This is a genomic window from Nitrospira sp. MA-1 (assembly GCA_032139905.1).
GTDB lineage: Bacteria > Nitrospirota > Nitrospiria > Nitrospirales > UBA8639 > Nitrospira_E.
This window is the reverse complement of sequence record JAQJDB010000006.1, coordinates 1,181,327-1,202,735: the sequence shown is the minus strand read 5'-3', so window position 1 is coordinate 1,202,735 and position 21,409 is coordinate 1,181,327. Positions and strand designations below refer to the sequence as shown.

Annotated in this window: 19 protein-coding genes; 9 read left to right on the top strand and 10 right to left on the bottom strand. The window is 48.9% G+C overall.

Features of this window, described 5'->3' with window-relative positions; translation table 11 throughout:
* Positions 1–79: 79 nt before the first annotated feature.
* Complete coding sequence (gene ettA / locus PJI16_12490; protein MDT3778378.1) at positions 80–1,765, bottom strand: energy-dependent translational throttle protein EttA; 1,686 nt, start codon at positions 1,763–1,765, stop codon at positions 80–82.
* A 324-nt stretch (positions 1,766–2,089) separates the two neighbouring features.
* Between ettA and PJI16_12485 the strand changes: the two genes are divergently transcribed.
* On the top strand, positions 2,090–2,647 hold the full coding sequence (locus PJI16_12485) for an NUDIX hydrolase (GenBank protein MDT3778377.1): 558 nt from the start codon (positions 2,090–2,092) through the stop codon (positions 2,645–2,647).
* A gap of 158 nt (positions 2,648–2,805) precedes the next feature.
* On the opposite strand, the gene PJI16_12480 is transcribed toward PJI16_12485, so the two are convergent.
* Entirely contained in the window at positions 2,806–3,309 is a 504-nt protein-coding gene (locus tag PJI16_12480; protein MDT3778376.1) for a methylated-DNA--[protein]-cysteine S-methyltransferase, read from the bottom strand.
* Between the two features lie 108 nt (positions 3,310–3,417).
* Between PJI16_12480 and PJI16_12475 the strand changes: the two genes are divergently transcribed.
* Entirely contained in the window at positions 3,418–3,885 is a 468-nt protein-coding gene (locus tag PJI16_12475; GenBank protein MDT3778375.1) for a helix-turn-helix transcriptional regulator, read from the top strand.
* Positions 3,886–3,976: 91 nt separating this feature from the next.
* On the opposite strand, the gene PJI16_12470 is transcribed toward PJI16_12475, so the two are convergent.
* The 4 genes from PJI16_12470 to PJI16_12455 all read right to left on the bottom strand — a co-directional run bounded on the left by PJI16_12470 (position 3,977) and on the right by PJI16_12455 (position 9,628).
* On the bottom strand, positions 3,977–4,345 hold the full coding sequence (locus tag PJI16_12470; GenBank protein ID MDT3778374.1) for a hypothetical protein: 369 nt from the start codon (positions 4,343–4,345) through the stop codon (positions 3,977–3,979).
* A 306-nt stretch (positions 4,346–4,651) separates the two neighbouring features.
* Positions 4,652–5,890: a hypothetical protein gene (locus tag PJI16_12465; protein MDT3778373.1), complete on the bottom strand. Its 1,239-nt coding sequence runs from the start codon at positions 5,888–5,890 to the stop codon at positions 4,652–4,654.
* 321 nt (positions 5,891–6,211) lie between these two features.
* Positions 6,212–8,773, bottom strand: coding sequence for a DUF2791 family P-loop domain-containing protein (locus PJI16_12460; GenBank protein MDT3778372.1), 2,562 nt, complete (start codon positions 8,771–8,773; stop codon positions 6,212–6,214).
* Positions 8,774–8,887: 114 nt separating this feature from the next.
* Positions 8,888–9,628, bottom strand: coding sequence for a hypothetical protein (locus tag PJI16_12455; GenBank protein MDT3778371.1), 741 nt, complete (start codon positions 9,626–9,628; stop codon positions 8,888–8,890).
* Positions 9,629–10,414: 786 nt separating this feature from the next.
* Here PJI16_12455 and PJI16_12450 point away from each other — a divergent pair.
* Positions 10,415–11,041 (top strand): pseudouridine synthase, encoded by a 627-nt coding sequence (locus tag PJI16_12450; protein ID MDT3778370.1) that lies wholly within the window; start codon positions 10,415–10,417, stop codon positions 11,039–11,041.
* A gap of 19 nt (positions 11,042–11,060) precedes the next feature.
* Here the strand turns inward: PJI16_12450 and PJI16_12445 are convergent, their stop codons facing one another.
* Positions 11,061–12,749: a glutamine--tRNA ligase/YqeY domain fusion protein gene (locus PJI16_12445; GenBank protein ID MDT3778369.1), complete on the bottom strand. Its 1,689-nt coding sequence runs from the start codon at positions 12,747–12,749 to the stop codon at positions 11,061–11,063.
* A gap of 609 nt (positions 12,750–13,358) precedes the next feature.
* Positions 13,359–14,036, bottom strand: coding sequence for a hypothetical protein (locus PJI16_12440; protein ID MDT3778368.1), 678 nt, complete (start codon positions 14,034–14,036; stop codon positions 13,359–13,361).
* Positions 14,037–14,489: 453 nt separating this feature from the next.
* Here PJI16_12440 and PJI16_12435 point away from each other — a divergent pair, with 453 nt between their 5' ends.
* Together PJI16_12435 and PJI16_12430 are read left to right on the top strand one after the other, a co-directional pair.
* A complete protein-coding gene (locus PJI16_12435) occupies positions 14,490–14,756 on the top strand; it encodes a YtxH domain-containing protein (protein ID MDT3778367.1) in 267 nt (88 codons plus the stop codon).
* 305 nt (positions 14,757–15,061) lie between these two features.
* Positions 15,062–15,199 (top strand): hypothetical protein, encoded by a 138-nt coding sequence (locus tag PJI16_12430; protein ID MDT3778366.1) that lies wholly within the window; start codon positions 15,062–15,064, stop codon positions 15,197–15,199.
* A gap of 475 nt (positions 15,200–15,674) precedes the next feature.
* Here the strand turns inward: PJI16_12430 and PJI16_12425 are convergent, their stop codons facing one another.
* Positions 15,675–16,217, bottom strand: a complete 543-nt coding sequence (locus PJI16_12425) for a hypothetical protein (GenBank protein ID MDT3778365.1) — start codon at positions 16,215–16,217, stop codon at positions 15,675–15,677.
* A 336-nt stretch (positions 16,218–16,553) separates the two neighbouring features.
* Between PJI16_12425 and PJI16_12420 the strand changes: the two genes are divergently transcribed.
* The 4 genes from PJI16_12420 to PJI16_12405 all read left to right on the top strand — a co-directional run bounded on the left by PJI16_12420 (position 16,554) and on the right by PJI16_12405 (position 20,988).
* Positions 16,554–17,492 (top strand): alpha/beta fold hydrolase, encoded by a 939-nt coding sequence (locus tag PJI16_12420; protein ID MDT3778364.1) that lies wholly within the window; start codon positions 16,554–16,556, stop codon positions 17,490–17,492.
* Between the two features lie 221 nt (positions 17,493–17,713).
* Positions 17,714–19,066, top strand: a complete 1,353-nt coding sequence (locus PJI16_12415; protein MDT3778363.1) for a DUF3422 family protein — start codon at positions 17,714–17,716, stop codon at positions 19,064–19,066.
* Positions 19,067–19,319: 253 nt separating this feature from the next.
* On the top strand, positions 19,320–20,186 hold the full coding sequence (locus tag PJI16_12410; GenBank protein ID MDT3778362.1) for an HDOD domain-containing protein: 867 nt from the start codon (positions 19,320–19,322) through the stop codon (positions 20,184–20,186).
* 85 nt (positions 20,187–20,271) lie between these two features.
* Entirely contained in the window at positions 20,272–20,988 is a 717-nt protein-coding gene (locus PJI16_12405) for a TIGR04255 family protein (GenBank protein MDT3778361.1), read from the top strand.
* A gap of 85 nt (positions 20,989–21,073) precedes the next feature.
* On the opposite strand, the gene PJI16_12400 is transcribed toward PJI16_12405, so the two are convergent.
* Complete coding sequence (locus PJI16_12400; GenBank protein ID MDT3778360.1) at positions 21,074–21,373, bottom strand: hypothetical protein; 300 nt, start codon at positions 21,371–21,373, stop codon at positions 21,074–21,076.
* Positions 21,374–21,409 lie beyond the last annotated feature (36 nt).

The window sequence follows — 21,409 nt, the reverse complement described above, 5'->3', positions numbered from 1 at the left end:
CCCGCTCGATCTTGCAACGGGAGGAGACTTCTCTGAGGAAGATGGCATATGGACAGGTTCTTTTGACATCCTCAAACCATCAGGATTTGGTCAGTTTTCTGTATCTGATTTGATGGGGACGTTCAGCAGCCTTCCCCAGTCGCTTTTTGCGATTAGCCTCATATTCACTGTAATTGCCTTCATACCAACTCACCTGGCTGTTCCCTTCAAAGGCTAAAATATGGGTGGCCACACGATCCAGAAACCATCGGTCATGACTGCTGATCACCGCACACCCCCCGAAATGATTCAAGCCCTCCTCTAAAGCCCGCAGGGTATTGACATCCAGATCGTTCGTCGGCTCATCCAGTAATAACAAGTTCGCACCCTCCTTCAGGGTGCGGGCTAAATGAACCCGGTTGCGTTCTCCACCGGATAAATCCTTAACCATTTTTTGTTGATCAGACCCGGAAAAATTAAACCGTGACACATAGCCACGCGAATTCACTTCCATTTTCCCTAATGCGACGGTTTCTTTTCCATCAGAAATACATTCCCAGACATTCAGATTGCCATCAATCTCGCGATTCTGATCGACATAGCCCAGGGTAACCGTTTCACCCAAAATCAGATCGCCCGTATCCGGTTTAACCATCCCGGCAATGATTTTAAACAGGGTGGACTTTCCCGCCCCATTCGGCCCGATTACACCAACGATACCGCCTTTGGGCAAAGAAAATGAGAGCCCATCAAATAGCAGACAATCCCCATAGCTCTTTGAGAGATTGGAGGCTTCCACCACAACATCACCAAGCCGTGGGCCGGAAGGGATATAAATCTCCAAATCATCAGTTTGTTGGCTCTGCTCTTCACTCACCAATTGTTCATACTTCGTCACACGGGCCTTCCCCTTAGCCTGACGACCCTTGGGAGACATGCGAATCCATTCAAGTTCCCGCTCCAGAGTTTTTTGTCGTTTCGACTCGGACTTTTCTTCCTGGGCCAGTCTAGCCTGTTTCTGCTCTAACCATGAAGAATAGTTGCCCTGGAACGGGATACCTTGCCCACGGTCCAACTCGAGAATCCAACCAGCCACATTATCTAAAAAATACCGGTCATGGGTCACCGCAATCACCGTGCCCTTATATTCCTGAAGATGCTGCTCCAACCACCCCACTGTCTCCGCATCTAAATGATTGGTGGGCTCGTCAAGCAGCAAGATATCTGGTTCTTGGATCAACAATCGACACAAAGCCACTCTGCGACGTTCGCCGCCGGACAAGAGGTCAACTTTAGTATCCGGAGGTGGACAGCGGAGGGCATCCATAGCGATCTCTAATTGATGCTCCAATTCCCACCCATTGACTGCCTCGATTTGCTCTTGCAGTCTCCCCTGCCGCTCAAGTAACTTTTCCATCTCCTCAGGACTCACATCTCCCGAAAAAGCTTGACTGATCTCTTCGTAATCCCAGAGCAGCTTGGCAACCTCGGCCCGCCCTTCCTCAACGACTTCCTTCACCGTTTTTCCAGGCTCCAAATACGGCTCCTGCTCGAAAAGGCCTATGGAATATCCCTTCGAGAAGGTAATGTTCCCGATATAATTGGTATCCAGGCCGGCAATAATTCTGAGGAGCGTACTTTTTCCCGATCCATTCAATCCCAACACTCCGATTTTGGCCCCGTAAAAAAATGAGAGGTAGATATCTTTCAAGACCTGTTTTTTCGGAGGATGAATGCGTCCCACACCCACCAATGAAAAAATAATTTGCCGATCATTCGTACTCATGCCATTCGCTCCAATCAGTTCTTACGCGATCCAAGATTTGTCAGGGTTGCAAGAAGACACATGCAGATGCCAACCTTACCAAAGGAATACGAGGATTCACAATCCAGGCTGGGAAGTGAGCCCCTTCCCTTCAAAACGTGACTGAGATATGCTCCGCATAATGGAAAGGGCTCATTGTAAAGCACGGCATTGAATTACGGGCGAGACAGAGTATGCTAAAGAAAGGCCCACGCAACCCAGGTCTTTCAGATCGTGAAACACGCTCAAGTATCTCGCTCAACGACCTGTTCATCTAAATTTCGATCTACCACCTTGCCCAACAACATCAAATACTGTGCTCAATGCGGATCCGTCGTTGAAGAAAAAATTCCTTCAGGCGAAACCCTTCTCAGAGCCGTCTGTCCATCCTGCCATATCATCCACTATGAAAACCCCAAAATCGTGGCGGGCAGTATTCCTGAATGGGAAGATAAAATTCTTTTATGCCGGCGGGCCATTGAGCCACGATTAGGGCTCTGGACTTTTCCGGCTGGATTTATGGAATTAGGTGAGAGCACCGAAGAGGCGGCAGCCCGGGAAACCCTGGAGGAAGCGCATGCGGAAATCGCCATTCATAGCTTATTGGGTATTTTTAGCCTTCCACATGTTTCTCAGGTCTACGTGGTCTACCGGGCACATTTACAGAATCTGAACTTTAAACCCGGCCCGGAAAGCTTGGATGTCCAACTGGTCCCCTTGGCCGACATCCCCTGGGAGCATCTGGCCTTTCCTGTCATCCATGAATCGTTAACTCGATACGTAAAGGATATCCAAACAGCCACTGCGCAAACCCATTCCGCCGTCGTCCCCACCAAAAAGCCTCCGTCATTTTATTCGTCCTAACCGTCGACCGGCAGTGAAGTGGTTCAATCAAGATAAATGGTTAAAAAAAAGATTCATAGGAATAATTGTGGACAATAAAATGGGGCAAAGGATTTGTTTACGGTCGAAGCTACTATTCCAGACGTGAGGTAAGGGGCCTGGCGAAAATGACAAGCGTTTTAATGCCTCAACTGTTCTAATGCCAGAAGTGCGGTTTTTATGGGTAACCCGCCGCCGTAGCCCACCAGCTTGCCACTAGATCCGATCACCCGGTGGCATGGCACGATAATAGAGACAGGGTTTTGGCCATTAGCAGCCCCCACGGCCCGTGAAGCTTTCGGGCTGCCCACCTGCCTGGCAATTTCACCATACGACACCGTGCGACCATAGGGAATGCCTTGGAGAGCTTTCCACACATGTCGTTGGAAGGAGGTCCCTTGAAGGTTCAATGCTATCTGAAACTGTGTTCGGGAACCGTCAAAGTATTCCTTCAGTTGCTCCAGTGCGGCATGAAATGGCTCACGCGATTTTTTCCAGGTCGGCAGGATGTCGAGGGGGTGGGCTCCATCTTGAAACTGCAGAGCATGCAACCCATATGGGCTTCCCACCAATAGAAGCCGGCCAACCGGACTTGGACTAATCCAGTAGGATACCTCTAATTCCTTGGATGACTTTTGAGTCACAGGTGGCTTCCTCATAGTGAGTTTCACGATTGTAGAAAGTGAAGCACGTTCGGGTTTGGTAAAAATTGAGGATGGACAGGCTAATCAATATTTTCCTATGATCGAATCATGTCCATTCATCAACATTTGGGGCAGTGGTGTCAAACAAGAGGACTCTCTCTGGCCGACCTTAGCCAACAAACGGGAGTGCCACTCACGACCTTACAGGATTTCCAAAATGGAAACTGGGACCCACCGTTATCCATTATGACCTTGATTGCCCAATCGTTGAATGTGCCTGATGCCTGGCTCCATCATGATCCCAGGACCCTTCTGCGATTATGGAATGACCCGGACGAGGATAATCCTGAACTTCCGAACCTGGCTTCTCCCGATCCCCTGTTTCAACGACTGATCCAGACAAGCCGTGACCACCAGGACCTCTTCGTCCTACTCACCAGCCTGCTTCACCACGGTGATCCTAAATTAATTCGCGCGGCTCAGGTCAATCTTCAAAGTCTCTTCAAACAGATACGCCCCACCACTGTCCCATGGGGGTCGAGACCTCCAGGACATTTCGAACCTCCCAATGATTAACCACCCAACCTCATCTTACTCAAAGATTGAGTTGAGCCAAAGGGAGAAATGACTGTTATGAAAATGGAGCAGAAACAGGAAAAGTACCGACTTAATATACCAAAGCCCTTTTCACGGTTTGGAGAAGCTCATCTACAGTAAAGGGTTTTTGCAAGGTACAGATCGGCTGGAATTGTTGATGAGGGCCCTTCATCGTTCCGCCCGGTGTGGGAATATTGCCCGTCAAAGTAATCATCGGAATACTTGGAGATGGTCCGGAACCAAGCCCTGTGGGTTCGTCTTCCCTCTCTTCCATGGCCACCACATCCATAATAATCAGGGACGCTTGAAAATTTACATGATTTTGAAGACCTTCCTGACAGGTCCCTGCGGCCATAACTGTATACCCGGCTGATTCCAAAGAAAGAGAAAGAGACTCTCTCACCTGAATATCATCATCAATCACCAAAATTCTATTCATTGAGTTAACCATAAGTTATTCACAAATAAAATGAAAATAACCGTTACCATAGAACAAAACGCAACTTTCTCCTCCGGTAAACGAGCAATTTACGTTCCTTCTCAATTAAAATGGCCTAATGTAATTATTCACTCATAAAAACAAATACTTACGAATTAAACTCGGAAATATTTTCGTTTGCAATATGAAGGTCTAAACATTCAATATGCAGGGATTAGCATTCAATGATCCCCATCCACTCCCTAATGAACCTTGGAATAACCTGACGGGACCTAGAACGAACTGAGACACCCACACGGTAATTCTTTAAGTATTTGATGAGCGGTCCTTAAATCGTCGACTGTTCCTCCATAACCACCATAGCTGAAATCCAAAGCCGGTAAGCATCGCGGCCAATCCCACATATAAGCCGGTTATTTTCCCATAAAGAACTCCGACCAGTAAGAAGATGGAACTTCCAGTCAGATACAAACAGACAGCTTGAGTAATGGTGGAAGTGGCCCCACGATGAACGAACTGACCTTGAAAAAAACTTTCCCATGGACTCAAAGCAGGGAAAATCACCATAAGCCAGAGCGCTGTCGAGGCCAACATGGTCAGCTCAGGAGTCAGAGCCGCGCCCCATTCAAACCAGAGGGTAGAGAGTGGAGTCGCGGCAATCACGAAAAGCATTCCGCTCGTACACATGGAAATCATTGCCACAAATCTCTTCAAAGGAACCAGAAAGTGTGGCCGGTCACACAGGGCAACAACCACTTCCTGCATCGCCAATCCTCCACCCCGAAACACAAATGAGAGCCCTCCCAATACCGGCCATACAGCCAAGGACTCTATTGCGTTCGGCATCCGACTGATGGCCGCACTGACAATCGGTAAGTTCCCAAGGGAAATCAGTGGAGTAAAGGCGAGAGGCCAATAAAACACGCTCAATTGTTTCAACGTGAGAGGCGAAGAATGCGCCGGGCTCGCCTTAAGATTTCGGAGGATTGGACGCACAAAAATAAGAATAAAGCCGGCCTCGACCATCGCTCCGGAGGACATCGCGACAGTTGCCACGACAATTCCGGGAAAACTGGATACGGCTAATCCTCCAAGAAGGACAGCACTACTCACAATTAATCGGACCAACGTTCCCAGACCAATCAAGCGGGTCTGGCCTGCGCGAATGACCACTCCTTGTAAAAACCTTCTCACCGCAATGGAGAGCGTCCAAGGCGTCATGCACTGGAGACCCATTCTGGCCGGTTCCACAATAACCTCGGGAACTCCCAACACGTCTTGAACAATGATCCCATACACGGGGGTAAAGGCCACCACAACATGAATGACTGTCAGAATACTTCCTAAGGCCACAATGAAATTGCGAATAAGCCGGTAGGCTAACCAATCCTTACATAATGCGGTTGACGCAACCAGAATCATAATGACGGGTGCTTCGATCATGAGGGAGAGAGGAAAAACCACTCCACCATAAGCCGCTAAATGGATCTCCGGATCAACAAGGCGTGAAACCGTGGCCGTCACCAGTGGAAACTCGAGGGCCATGAGCATCCAACTCGTGGCCAAGGGCCACCACATGCGGAAAATTGTGTGGTACGGAGAGAAAGGTGTAAGGAGACCGGGCGAGTTAGTAGCCACGAAACGACGAGTGATTCAAAATAAACATGTTCGCTCAGAGTCCGACATGGGCAGGAAAGCTGAGAAGAAACGAAATGCGAATACGATTATACACAACTACATATAGCTCATTGCCTGGGAAAGTACAGCAGGAGGTCATTCACGAAAGGGAGCGACCCTTTCGTGAAGATTCTACACTATCATGAAAGCGAGGAGTTCCGCCAAAAGGCCGGAACCTTACAATGGAGACTATGGAAGGTTAGTAGAAGAATCAGGCACACCTCGAATCCCATGGGAAACGAATTCCTGTTCTTCAGGCGATTCCCCCGTGACCGACTCGGGATCCGAAGCAAAGCGGCCCGCATGGCTTTCCTCCTGGACATCCTCTTCCTGGAGATTTACTTGGTCAATACAAGAGGGTTTCCATGTCGAGGCTTCAATTTCACATTCTTCTCCAGGATAGAAACGAAGGGAGTCCCAATGCGTCACCCAACTCTTCACGTATTTCCGCATACTGGTTCCTGGGACTATTTGGGCCGGATCATTCGCCGCATTTTCCCACATATGCCACCCATGCCCTTTCAGATGAAGCGATCGAATCGTCTGATAGGCTTCTTGAATTATGTCGTTCGGTGGCTGTCCGAGGGGAATACGTTGCGACTCCAATAAGCCCATGCCTTTCTCTGCCTTGTCGGCTAATATACGCTCGTCCTCTGTATTCTTGGCTCGAAGTTTCTCCAAGAGTTTAATCTTGTCACCTTTTTTCTCTAAGACCTCTTCTCGAAAGTCATTGGTTAATGCCAGCACAGTACCCAATCCCGGCAGAGTAGGACCGCCATCCAAATTCATGAGGCGTGCCACTTCAGCATAGGATTTCGCCCGCTGATTCACCGAATATCGGCCGATCAACTCGGCTTCATCGACCAGCAAAATCCACCCGGCATACCCCGCAGCTTGCATCAGACGAGCCGCAAACTGAAAACGCTGAAGCGCCAACTCTGCAGCCGATATCTTGCCAAACGCATATCGCTCTCCAAATCCGGCCTCTTGCAGGTACTTTTTTAAATCGCCTACCCCGATGGGGTCTCCCGTCCAAAATCGGGTCATTCGGTGACCCAACTCCATATCGGAGCTCAATCGTTCATACAGCATCAACGTCGCCGCAAACCTCGAATCAATCTGACTCTCCGGATTATTCACCCACGTGACAAGCTCTCTATAGCGGGGTGCCCAGACATCACATTGACCCGCGATTTCCGAAAACACTTCCCCTCGCTTATCAGGGATTACGGCAGCCTCGATCGCGGAGTAATACAGACGGACAGGGTGATACAGAGGCGTTTCCTTACTGATCACAATCCTGCTGCAGATGAAATTGGCATCCAACGCCAGGTTTTGGAGATACTCCAGAATATGCGACTTCCCACTGCCAAACTCACCCTCGATCACCATGCCACGAGGGCACGGACCCGTCGTAATATTTTGCTGTGTAGCTTCTAATAACCGCCGAAAACGTCCCTCCACCTCAGGCTGAAGACATCCGAGCGTCGTCACCACATGCCGGTTCGGAACCCCAGCCCGCAGACCTTCAATGACACGACGGGCTTCTCCATCAGGTGCCATTCTCCTTGGCATCCCGGTGGAAGAACCGGTCTCTCCTTCAGACACCGACTCATGGTCATCTTGAATCCGAACCAGCGACGACAATGGATTCTGGCGGTGTTTCGGACGAACGTCATCCCACACTCGCAGCTTCAACGCCTCGTACCGATCCACGCCCCGGCGGGCATCGGTCAAAAAATCTTGTGGAGCCAGGATCACCATCAGCAAGCCTTCCATCTCATCAGCCGAATCAATAAATTGACGAAGCAATTCATATAAATCCATGGTGGCTGAAGGAGAAAAGGACAGAGAGCCATCAGTCGGCAACGCATCCTTTTTAATAAAATACCGGGAGATATCGAGTGAGAGAAGGAGGCCTCCCTGTCCCGTTAATCGAAGCCAGCGGGTTAAAGAAGACAGCATGTGCCGTGCATTATGACGCGAGATTTTTTGATAGATGAGAGCCTTTTTGACTCCAGTCACAAGCCGAAGGTCTCCACACAGCCACTCTTTCACGGCTGTGGCCAAGACACGATCCGAATCGCCCGCATCTAACTGAGCCATGCACAACCGAATCATCGCCATGCGAAATTCACGGCACAGGCCTGAATCGCCTTCAATTGCTTTCTCCATCCATGTTTGAATGTCCCGGCGGAGCATCGGCTCCTTCCGTTCATTCACCATTGCAACCTGCCGCAACGAAAATTCTTGCCGGTCCGAAGGAATTTGATGCCCATGCTCTTCGAGCAACCGTTGGAGAAATCTATAGGCAAGTTCATCCCAATCTATTTGTTTGGCAATTTTTTGAAACAGTCGCTCGACCATGTGGGCTTTTGTGAATCGCGCGTCGACTCTTGCCAACACATATTTTTCACGTTTGGCGAGTCCCTCCAATTCCTGTTGGCAGGTTCTCAAGACGTCTTCACCCGGGAACACGGCAAATTTGACCGCCCCTCCCCCCTCACGGACGAAACTCCCAAGATATTCATGGTGAAGGATGCCCAGCCATTCTCGGAGATCCAGATTAAATCGTGGACCCTCCTCGGGGTGAATATTTTTCTTTGGCGATGGCTTCGAATCTGACTGATGTTGTTGCACACATTCAAACTCGTCCTGACGTATGTCATTGAGCAAAGAGGGGGAGGAAGGCAGCTCCTTTTCTGTTCTCACGGACTGTAAACGATTCAAGGCCTCAATTAATTTGCTCATTGTACGGTTCCTTCCCCCATGAACATTCTGAAAATTTCAGATTTCACCACTCCACACCTTATTCCATGACCATCCTTGACCATACTTTGACAGGCTCCACTAAACATAAATCCCTTACACAGGAAAATGCACACTGATTTGACAGGCACGTTTAAACAATTGATTGGCTCGTGCTTCGCATATTTCATCATCGTGAAGATTGAATAAGGTTCGTCCGATTTCATGAAACGGCACACCCAGATCCACCGCATCCAACACACGTAGATACATTGGCCATTCATCACGACATTTTCGCCGTTCGAGACTTCGACCCACTTGATGTTTTTGCCATTCCATAAGATCTGCCTTAACTTTTTCAATTTGACCCGATAAGGGCTTTTTCAGATCAAACACGGCCGCCATTCGCCATTCCGACAAACACAAGGTGACCTCTTCACCTCCCCCCAGCCAATCCGGTCCCTGTCCGAAATAGATCCGACCGTAATTCGAATCAAAGGACAACATCCAGGGTTTCGCAATGGAGGGATTGGGAAGCCCACTGAGATGGTATTTTTCTAATGAATTTGGCATTCGAGCTTTAAATGCCGGATGATCCGGCGAAAAAACTTTTTTGCGATACCGGGTGGGATACTGAGGATCTTTGGCACAGGACAGATCAAAATCATATGTTTGTAGGTAATGTTGTTCCCAATCCTTCCGGTAATCTGAACGCCGACGGAGAAACTCCCACCGCCAAAATGTATCGTTTAAACTCTGAGCGCAGGGATAGGTCTCCTCAATCTTCCAGTTAGGAACGGGGACTGACACTCGGGGATGCCCGTGTATTTCCTTGGGCGGTCGTTTACTGCTAGACATCTTGCAGGACCTCCTGTTCGGGAATATTCAATGGTAGAATGCCGGATATTAGGTACTTTCGTGCCGGGAGAAGACAGCCAAAGACCGTCAGTCCCGGCTCACGTGACATTCCAGCGACCACCCTCAAACCCGCAGGCACTCAGGTATACTGATAACCCGGTTTAAAAAAGGATTTTGTCGATTCTCAAACTACGGCACGAATAAAAGAGGCAGGTGTCGGGAGACGAACTGAGGGATTTTCATTCATGATGAGGAGAACAGGTTTTGCGCCTTGACCAAGAGACCCCATGGACCCATCCAAACCAGGAGAGCACCGTCACGAAACAAGCTAAAGCAACCATGGCCAAGACAAAACAAATTTTCCCTATCATGTCGAAGACCCCCAGGATAGCGGTTCTTCATGCCTGCCAATACTCTCTGTATCGGCAGAGTTTTTACAGGTCTTTACTAGATACCTAAAAAACATACCCTTCTTTAAAGAAAATAACTCCAAAAATTCTACAAAACAATGGGCAAGATTTTCCATTCCTTAATTTTCATCTATTTTTCCTGTAAATCACCAAAATCCAGAATACGTTTATAAAAAATGGATCACAGGCAATTGGTACATTCCTCATCAGTTCAGACGGGATCGGATCAGAAAACCAAAAACGATTGATGAAAATATTTCTGTTAAAAATCAATACATTAGAACAAAAATAGGCAGAACATGTGAGCTCCCTAGTACAAGGACTATCAAAGATCTCGAATTACTTCTTAGGTGTCGATTCCAACAAAAAACCAACCATGTCTGACTTTGAGAGGTCGATCACAGAAGCACAGCCTCCTCGTCCGGCACGAACCACCGTCATCCTTTTCCATAAGCCCAAAGGGTATCTGGTCACTCGAAAGGATGAGAGGGAGAGAAAAACGGTCTATCATGTCCTACCGCCTTTCCTATTGCAGGAAGGATGGGTACCCATCGGCCGACTGGACAAAGACTCCCGTGGCCTCCTGCTCTTCACCCAAAATGGAACAATGGTTGACCGCCTCACTGAGCCAGGCGGATGCGAAAAAACTTATGCGATTGAGATCAGGGGAAGAATTTCAGACAATGACCTATCCCGGGTGTTACAGGGAGTTTCCACTTCCATCGGACCATTAAAAGTACACAGGATTACAAAAAAAAGAGAAGTCGGACCCAAAACACAACTAGAGGTCGTCTTACGGGAAGGGAAAAACCGTCATCTCCGTCGAATCTTTCATGCCCTAAAGGATCCAAAATTTCATACGCCGCTCAAAGTTCTCGACCTCAAACGAATACAAATCGGCCCATTGACTTTGGATATCCCGGTAGGGGCATGGAGATTTTCAACACCGGACGAGGAGACTCAATTGCTGACTATGTTTAAAATCCCCATACATACGGGTTGAATTCCTGCTCAAGAAGCTTTCATTTCTTATCAATTTTCGCCCAGGTATCTCGAAGAGGCACCGTCCGGTTGAACACTAACCGTTCCTGAGTAGAGTCCGGATCCAGGCAAAAATATCCCTGCCGCTCAAACTGAAACCGACTACCTGATGGCGCTCCTCTGAGACCGGATTCGACCCGGCAATTAGACAGTACCGTCAAGGAATGTGGATTGAGCAACCGGTGAAGGTCCTGAGGCTCACCACCTGAACCGGGATTTGTGTGAGTCAGCAAGGCCTCATACAGTCGCGCTTCGGCAGGAAGGGCATGCTGAGCTGAAACCCAGTGGAGAGTCCCTTTTACCTTTCGACTTGATTGATTTCCTCCACTTTTCGTCTCAGGATCGAAAGTACATCGTAGAGCCGTGACTTCCCCTGTTTCTGGATCTTTCTCAACACCGACACAGCGAATAATATACGCATAACGAAGGCGTACTTCCTGCCCTGGAGATAAGCGAAAAAACTTTGGAGGCGGATTTTCACGGAAATCGTCCTGTTCAATATACAGTTCACGAGAAAAAGCTATTTCCCGTTTGCCTTGGGTGGGATCCTCAGGATTATTGACGGCCTCTAAAGCCTCAACCTTCCCAACCGGATAATTTTCAATTATGACTTTCAGTGGATGCAAGACCGCCATCACCCGTGGCGCCGACCGATTTAAATCTTCCCGAATGGCATGCTCCAACAAAGCCATTTCAATCACACTGTCACGTTTCGCCACCCCCACACGCTCACAAAAATTTCGAATCGCCTCAGGGGTGTACCCCCGACGCCGAAGCCCTTTCAAGGTGGGCAACCTGGGATCCCCCCACCCGTCCACATGCTTCTCCTCAACCAACTGGTGAAGCTTGCGCTTACTCATCACGGTATGCCCGAGGTTCAAACGGGCGAATTCAATTTGCTGGGGATAGCACGAGACTTCACATACCTGGAGGAGCCAATCATATAGGGGTCGGTGATCCTCAAACTCCAGGGTACATAACGAATGAGTAATGCCCTCCAAGGAATCGGAAAGCGGATGCGCAAAATCATAGGTAGGATAGATGCACCAGTCATCACCTGTCCGATAGTGCGTGGCATGTCGGATACGATACAAGGCAGGATCACGCAGATTAATATTTGGAGAGGTCATATCAATTTTGGCCCGCAACACATACACCCCATCCCCAAATTCTCCGGCCCGCATCCGAGTAAATAAGGCCAAATTTTCTTCAATGGTGCGGTTCCGGTGTGGGCTATCCTTCCCCGGTTCCGTCAGAGTCCCGCGATAAACCCGGATCTCTTCGGCCGTTAAACTATCAACATAGGCGTGGCCGGTTTGAATCAGTCGCACCGCAAACTGATAGAGCTGCTCAAAATAGTCTGAGGCAAAAAAGAGGCGATCGCCCCAATCAAAGCCTAACCACCGGACATCTTCCTGAATTGAGGAGACATATTCCATGTTCTCTTTGGTCGGATTCGTATCATCGAAACGAAGATTACACAGACCACCGAATTCCTGGGCAATGCCAAAATTCAGGCAAATCGATTTCGCATGGCCAATATGCAAATGTCCATTGGGCTCGGGGGGAAAACGGGTATGCACTTGGTGGGGAATAGCCTGGCGTTCCAGATCTGAAGAAACCTTTGCTCTGATAAAGTCGATGGAAGAATGTTGGTCAAGTGACGACATAATTACAAGCTTTCCGAAAAATTAATGCCAGAATTTCAAAGTAATCGCATCTACAGGAACAAAACCCGGTTTCTTTGGTTTCCATCAATCAGCACATAGAAACTCGTGAAAGGATGATCCAGGCCTCTCCCAATACCTCTTTTGCAACCTGTGTGTTGTTTTCCGTTCAGAAGACCGATCCCCCACGCTACCATGAGCCACGCCAACTCTCAATACAAGGGAGACAAAATCCGATCCCTTTTGATTGCCCAAACAAGGCAGATAAGACAGGAACGTCGAAACTCTCGAGACTAATTCGCACGGCTTGTGAAGAGACAAAGACAATCCGATTCAGCATATCCCCCGGTTTGGATCTCCCGGGAGAATGAGGAATAGTCGGTTTATTAAGCAGGAAAAACCCTGACTTTATGGACAGATGGTAAACCAACAAGAAAAAAATTGGGAGATTTCTACAGTGAATTACAAAAAATCGTGCATTGGGAGAGGAGGGAGCGACGGGGAAGGAGGAGCGTTTTTACGCCATCCAAAAGACACAGTCCCTGTGATATCCGTGGGGGGTGGTAGAAGATTAGGGTAACCACGGACTGGCGGAAGGACCGGAAACTTGTTTTAAGAGAAGGTTTTGGTATAGACAAAATTCTGACGCACGGAGACCCCATCTTTCCCTACTGGAGCCGTCTTTCCTTGTGGAGCTACCCCTTTCTCTTTTGTCCCTTTCGAGGCTTCTTCATTGTGCGCGTTCAATTCGGAGAACTCAGATCCCTTTGCCGCTTTCGATTCCCCACCCTCATCCTGACCATTTTTCAATTGTCTCGCCCACAGGTTGGGCTGACAAACAAGGTGAAAGTTGGGAGCAGGGACGGAATCATCAATGCGCCATAATTCGAGTTCAGCCCCATAGAATTTCACTTCATCACGGGAAACTCCATTCAGCCAATCCAGGGTCTGGCGAATTTCCGGAGAAATGGCCTGGGCCACACACACCACCGTCTTCGCATCAAGGCCCGCAGCATACATGATCAGTTTACCCAGGGCGTCGGGATCAATGCCCTCCAAATGACCCAACACAATCACGTAACTCCCGGTCTTCGCATCTTTGGCGAGGACGCCTCCGGACAAAATACTGAGAGGAATGTCACTTCCAGCGGGCTTGAGGGCTCGCTCGATCGTCTCACCCAATATATCTAAAATTTCTTCTTGTTGAAGCCACGAGGCAAACCCGTCGGCCTCATTTCCCCACACTTCACTTAAATTTATTTTTCGAAGTTTTCCAACTGGTTTTGCCATAACAACCTCAACCGGATAATTGTTGGTTTTTGCTTACTATTCCAATGAGACGTACTAGTTCTTATCGACCGTTGCTCAAAAAAGTTAAGACAAAAAACACGAAACGCACGACCTTCCTATGAACAGAGTCATCTCGTGTCATACCGACAGCCAACCCAAACATTCCTCAGGAAGTCCTCATCCAAAACGCCCAGTGGCTTGAATCTGAACCATCCCTGAAGTTTTGGGGTTCAATCAGGTCTCCGGTCATAGGAGACATTCACGTAAAACAAATTACTTACGACTCATTGATCTTTCTTCAATTTAGAGTACAATAGATTAAGTTCATTCACGCATGAATGGTCCTCGTATTCCATTCAACACCCTTCTCCTGACCCTAAGATCCCACTGGAACGAGAGACCAAACAGGATGGACAAGCACGTGTTTCCCACTTTAAACAGGAGGTTTCTGCTATGAATCGATTCCCCTTATTAGGGCTAAGTCTTGTTTGTGCATTTGGACTGGTGGCTTCACTATCAGGGTGCGGGGAAACAGAGGGCCCTGCCGAAAAGGCTGGAAAGAATCTTGATCAAGCGGCCGAAAAAACATCCGAATCCGTCAATAGCGCCATGGAAAGCACGGGTGAAGCCATGGACAATGCTGCCGAGCAAACGGGAGAAGCCGCCCACGAAGCAATGGAAAGTACCGAACATATGGCAGAGGATGCCGCGAAACATTAAGGAGGCTTTCCTTTATTCACCTCGCTGCTAGTACCTGCCACCCTCCCACAGTTTCCAGCTTGAACTGCCAACGGCAGGTAGGGGAGGGGTAAAAGATCTCATCTTCCTCTTTTTCTTGTGCATTCAGATGGTGAATGTCATACCATCAGAATCCAGGGAAGAGGGGGGGTAGGTTTTGTTGTGAACACAAACCTGAGCTAAGACGAAAACCTCAACACGGATGCTCAAGGGATAATTCACAAATAATGCGGAGTTGAGTCCCACTGCTCACATTTCGTGTTTAACCAAAAGGGGGCAAGAACGACATGATGGTCGATAAGTGGATAAAAACTATCGTGGCCCTGCTAGCTCTCCTCTTTGCTCTCTCTAGTACGTCCCTACGGGCAGAAAACCAGTTGGAGTTTGGAACGGATACCGAGTTCCTGGCAGATACCCACCGATGATACCGTGTTCACGCTCAGTTGCCAGGTACACTATTTTCTGGGCTCATAATTCCCGGTCGGCCCACAACTCCTGATTTCCCCTGCCGAAGGCCTCACTCAGATTACCTCCACTTGAATCGGCCGGTATCACATTCCGGTCGTTCCAGTCACCATCATTCATTTTGGCGGAGTGGAGCTTGTCTATGCGAATCATGACCAAGGCAGTCAGGCCATGTCCCTGGCAACCACGCTGATTTTCACCTTCCAGGCTCTGGGTCTACCGAATCAGGTGAGTAGCAACCACCATCGGTATGTTATTGGGAATTCGATTCTAACTCTAACATTCGCACAGCCCAACCTCCCTACGATGCCAGGCATTCCTAGGGTTAGATCACCATCAACATGGAAACTTATGTTCTCCAAGGTGTTGGGAAAAAGTAAGACGACATGAGACAAACTGACGTATTCACGTCGTTTGAAGCTGTCCGGGAATTTTTTACTCCTTCACATTTTCTAAATACTCTGCAATACGATTCAATGCCAGCGCATTGAGCCGCGTCCCATACCACCGGGGCATCACCCTATCGGAGTATCCGGGCACCACATACGCGCCTGGATTCAAAATGGATTCCTGGATATATTCTCGAACGGTTGTCGCCGTCCCTTGATATTGAGGGTCTGCCAATCGAAGGGGGCCATTCGTCCCTAAGACTAACCGAGGTCCCTCACGCCCCAGAGCCGGGGCAATACCTGGAATGGTATGACACACCGCACAGCCGGATTGCACAAACAACTTTTCCAGCGGCTCGGTGCCCGTGGCCAGTGGCACATCGGTGAGTTTCACCGACGGGACTTTCTCTGGAACAGACTGTGATTGGTTCGAACGGGTGGATTCCCCTATATTTGCTTCGCTAGGGTCCGATGCCGATTGATTGAACAGATTCACTGAAAGAGTCGCCATAATCCCGCAGGCCACCACCATAAAAATAAGAAACGTTTCCCGGCTTCCTGAGGTTTGTAAGGACTTCGGTTTTTTCATAGACACTTCCACGATCCTACGGTAAAGATTGACAGCATACGGCCAAACAAGATGGGCCAACAACGAATAAAAACCTGAGGTGGTCTACCGAAATTTCCACTGCCCTGTCAAATAAGTACTCACGTTCAATGTGATCACACCCACCTGATTGACCAGTCTCTACTGAACCATTTCCGTTATCCAGACTTGTTTCACACACAGGAGTTTTGGTATCCCAATCATGAGAGACAGAGGAAAAGCCCTCATCATAAAACTCTATCCCCACCCATGCTTAATCATTCCTTGTGGCCATCCGAGGCATTTATTCCACACCCATGGCTAGCTGACCCACACCGTATGACCCTTCTCCCACGCTGGTGGCCACGCGGTAACTTTCCATCCGGAATGCCCACACAAGAACGCATCTTTCAGGTCTCCCCCCAGGTGGGCCTTCTGACAAAATGTCATTGGCAACCCTCCCCCTCACAACACCCCACCATCCTGATAGTTCATGGCCTCGAAGGGTGTACCGAATCACACTATATGAGGGGTCTGGCCAGGAAATGCTGGGATGCAGGATGGAATAGTATTCGCATCAATCAACGAAATTGCGGGGGATCCGAACATCTCACTCACACTCTCTATCACAATGGGCTCAGCCAGGATTACGCCAGAATTATTCAAGAAATTACCGAAGAGGATGGCTGCACGGCAGTGTGGCTCATCGGGTATTCCATGGGAGGCAATCTCACACTCAAATTAGCCGGCGAGCATGGAACCACCCTCCCCTCCCTTCGTGGAGTCGCAGCCGTCTGTCCCAACATCCAACCCGCAGCCTGCGTACGTGCACTGCAACGTCCCTCCAATTGGCTCTATCATCGCTATTTCCTCAAAAGCCTAACCGCCAAATTACGAAAAAAATCCCAACTATTCCCGGGTCGGTGGGATCTCTCACACCTCTCTCATATTCGTACTATGTGGGAATTTGATGAGATCTATACCGCTCCAGACGGAGGGTATCGGGATGCCGCAGACTATTACGAACAAAGCGCCGCTCGTAATACGCTGTCTTCAATCAAAATTCCGACCCTCGTGATCACGGCCCAAGACGACCCGTTTATCCCCTACCCCATGTTTGCCGACCCTGGTCTCCACTCCAATCCCTTCATCCACCTTGAGGCGCCTGCACATGGGGGTCATTGCGGGTTTTTTCAACGGCACCATAGCCATGAGGACCCCTTTTGGGCGGAAAATCGAATATGTGAATGGATTCAGGCTCAACTCGCCCCAGCATGACCACCATTGGTGCCTGAACTCGTTCCGTGTGAATGCCATCCAAACCCCTTTAAACACTCAGCTGCCTTCATTCCCATTCTCCTCTTGCCTGAGACCTATCAGGTAGGGTAGAACTCTGTTCAAATGAGTAACCTTTCCTTCCAGTTTCGATTCCAGTCACAAGTCTTCGCGCACCAATGAAATTAAAACCCGGTTCCCCAGGAAAAGGAATTCTTCGCCAAATGCATAAGGCGCAGGAAAGATATTTGGAAGGCTGGTTGGGTGTTCCCGCCCATGTGCATCACACAGCGTATCGCATGGCGAATCCGGCAAGTGAACGCCCCCAAAGCCGAAAAGAGTTCCAACAACTGCTGAACTGTTTGGAGATCGAATCTTCTCACGTTGTCCTGGAAGATAAGGTTGGATTCGGAGTCAAGAAAGGAACGAATGGGGACAAACTCATTGCCATTTGGGAAGCCCACACAGAATATTACAGCTACCAGATTTGGCATATCCCCTCTGACGCGACCCAACCATTAGGATTCGGACCGTTGGGATTTCCCGGGTATGTATTTCCTTTTTCTCCGTTGGGCATCCAGGTGAACGCATTGGATGTGTTGGTCATCTCGGCGCGTACCTACGACCAGGAGGAATTGGGGACCCTTCTCCCCGGGCCACAAATGTATGCCAGCAAGGTTCTGGGGGAGGACATCTCCGTGGCCACCAGCTTTACTCCGGACGAACATGATCGAGAACGATATCTCATTTGGGCGCCCGATCCTGTTTTACTACGCCAAAAACTGGCCAGACTGATTACAATTTTGACCACACTTGAAAACTATACCCATCTGATTCTCCTTCCCTATCCAGCCTTCTCCCGGTCGGTCGATCAGGTTCAAATCTTCGAACAGCGTCAGCTCTATCAACGGACCCTTATCACGAAAGAACTGAACCGAGCGACACATAGTACCCTTCAACAGTGGCTGGAAGCGTTAACCCATGATTTCCTTGAAGTGGGGAGGTTGACCGCTTCGCTGCGTTATCGCCTTTCGGCTTCGGTCCCTTACGATCGGATTGTGCACAGTAATACCCTGGCACTTCAGGAACATCCCCTGCCCTACGGTCGAACGCTCATCGATTATTTTCAATGGAAAATTACAGGGGTGTCCGATGGATATCAGCAATTACTGACCCGCATTCAGGCCTTAGAGCAGGACTTTGAGGGCACCATTGCAGTCCTCCGCACCAAGGTGGAGCTACTTTTACAAGAGCAAAACTTGGCGCAACAAGATCAAAACGTGAGTCTCCTGGCCAGCTTGGATAAAACCACAAAAAGCCAAGTCGTCTTGCAACACACCGTAGAGGGCCTCTCCGTGATCGTGATTGCCTATTACGTGAGTGGCCTAGCCAACTATCTCTTTAAGGCCCTCCACGAACTCGGTTGGCTGGACAAATATGAATTAGCCTCTGGGATTTTTGTGCCCATCGCCCTGGGCCTCTCATTTGCCATCATCACATGGGGCAGAAATCGCATCCATAAAAAAATATCAGCAACGACCCAACCCTCCGTCTCTCATAGCCCCGATCGTTCCTAATTATTACGCCCATTCTCCTCGTTCCTTCGCCAACATGAATGAAGCCTGACCTCTCAGGGCAGCGACAGACTCCTTCCTGGCTTCTGAACGGACATCCCATTTGAAAACCGACCCCAACCAGCTGCATGACCCAGCAGCAAACCTGGAAATGAAAAGAATTCACTTTAAGTACCCCAGGGAAATGTCCGAGAACTACAAGAAAGAGGCAAATTTTTCGCCATTGAACACCAGAGCTGCACCAGAAGGGATCAACATGCTGACAGCCGAAGAACTCGTAAAAAACTGCACGAAACTTTTTACGCTGCCGGACGTCTATCTGCAAGTCAAAAAGGTCATTGATAATCCTGAGTCCACCATGGCCGATCTGTCCAGGGCGATTAGCATTGATCCCGGCATGACTGTCGCCGTCCTCAAGTTAGTCAATAGCGCGTTTTACGCGATGCCTCGAAAAGTCGAGACCATTTCTCGGGCTGTCGGAATCCTCGGTATGCAACCCCTCCACGATTTGACGCTCGCCATTTCTGTCACCCAAACTTTTTCCGGCCTTAACCAACAAGTGATGAGTATGAGCGTATTTTGGTCAAACAGCTTTTTTAGTGGACTGGTCGCGCGGGAATTAGCAAGAAAGTGTTTTCTGGTGGACAGTGAACGGATGTTTGTAGAGGGTTTGTTAAGAGATATTGGACATCTCATCCTCTATGAACAACTCCCCGAACCGTCGGAACAGGTGTTACGAGAGTCCGCTACGACCGGGACGCCCATTCATATTATGGAACAACGGATATTGGGCTTTGATTTTACGGAAGTGGGCCAGACACTCATTGAGGAATGGCACCTACCAAAAAATTTCGGAATCGCCATTCGGTATCAGAACAATCCATCCGGCAGCACCGATCACGCATTTGAGGCCGCGCTCCTCAATATGGCGAGCGCACTCACGGAAGGGTTCCAGGCACCCAATGGGCATGCCCCATGGCAACACCTGGTGGCTCCCGAATCCTGGAAATTAACGGGTCTGGATGAGGAAGGCCTCATAGAATGCATGACAGAAGCCGGCAAGCAGCTCTCCGGCATGTTAGATCTCATGAAGGAAGCACACCAACCCGTTGGAGCCTCTTAAAGACAAGAAAGAACTGAGTGTCAACGGGTCCAACGAAAAATCTGGACGCTGGAATGCACCCTCCACTCAAAAAAGGCTGAGTCCTATGACCACAAAAACGCACTCGTCCGTCATGTACCAAAAGACTCCGTTACTTGATGTCACCTTCCAAATGACCTTCCCACAAAATTTACAAATATCTTCCGCTCCGCCGGTCAATTTTCAAGAAAGAGTCAAAAATCTTTTTCCAAATTTCTCTCTTACACAAGATAAAGCATCCTATAATTTCCTCAGTGCCGATCAGGGCTGGCAACTGGTCTTAAGCCCGGGATCTCTTGCGGTGGTCGCCAGGCAGTATGAAGGCTGGGACGCCTTTCAGACGCATATCCGGTTGGCGACGAACGCAGTGGAGAATGAATATCCCCCACCATATCTCTCCCGTGTCGGATTACGTTTCAGAAATATCATCCGGAGGTCCGCCCTTGGCCTTACGAACAAAGATTGGAATCAACTGTTACAGAACAAATGGACAGCAGATCTCGCCTGGGCTGAGGTGGCCGGAGCCATGAAAGCCACATACAGTGAAGTGGTGATGGGACTGAATGGCGGAGATGACCTGGTGTGCGTGCGACATGGACTCGTTCCAATCGCACAACCTGTACAAGAATTGGGCTATCTCATCGATCATGATTTCTTTGTGAGTGGACAATTTGCAATGACAGAGATCGCAGGCAAACTCACAGAATATCACCAAGCCGCCCAACGATTTTTCAAATTATGGATCACCGATATATTGCATCAGGCGATGAAACCAACGACCTGAGCTGGGTGCATTCTTCGCGGCTCGAAGCAGGAAATTTTCAAGAAATGGTCCTCAAATTTTCAGTACTCTCCTCTTTCCACCATATTCACTCTTGAGGGTATGAAAAATAAAGAAGAATGCCAATCCAAATTGTTAGACCTAACCAAAAACTGACCTCTCTGCATGGCAGTTCGCTTTTAAGGGCCTCCTTTTTAAGTTGAGGTCGAAAATACCCTAAGCTCAAAATACCAAGAAAAAGTTCTCCAGTTAACAGAAAAAGTGGTGCAATAAAAGACAAAATTAATTGCACTGCAGTTCCAAAAATCGCCCAGAATAAGTCCATCGTAAAGTCATCCCATAGGACTACACTCCCGCTTTCCATTCTTACCGCCAAAAATTCCTTCATCCACTTCGATTGCACCTACGAGGGGCATTTTTTTTG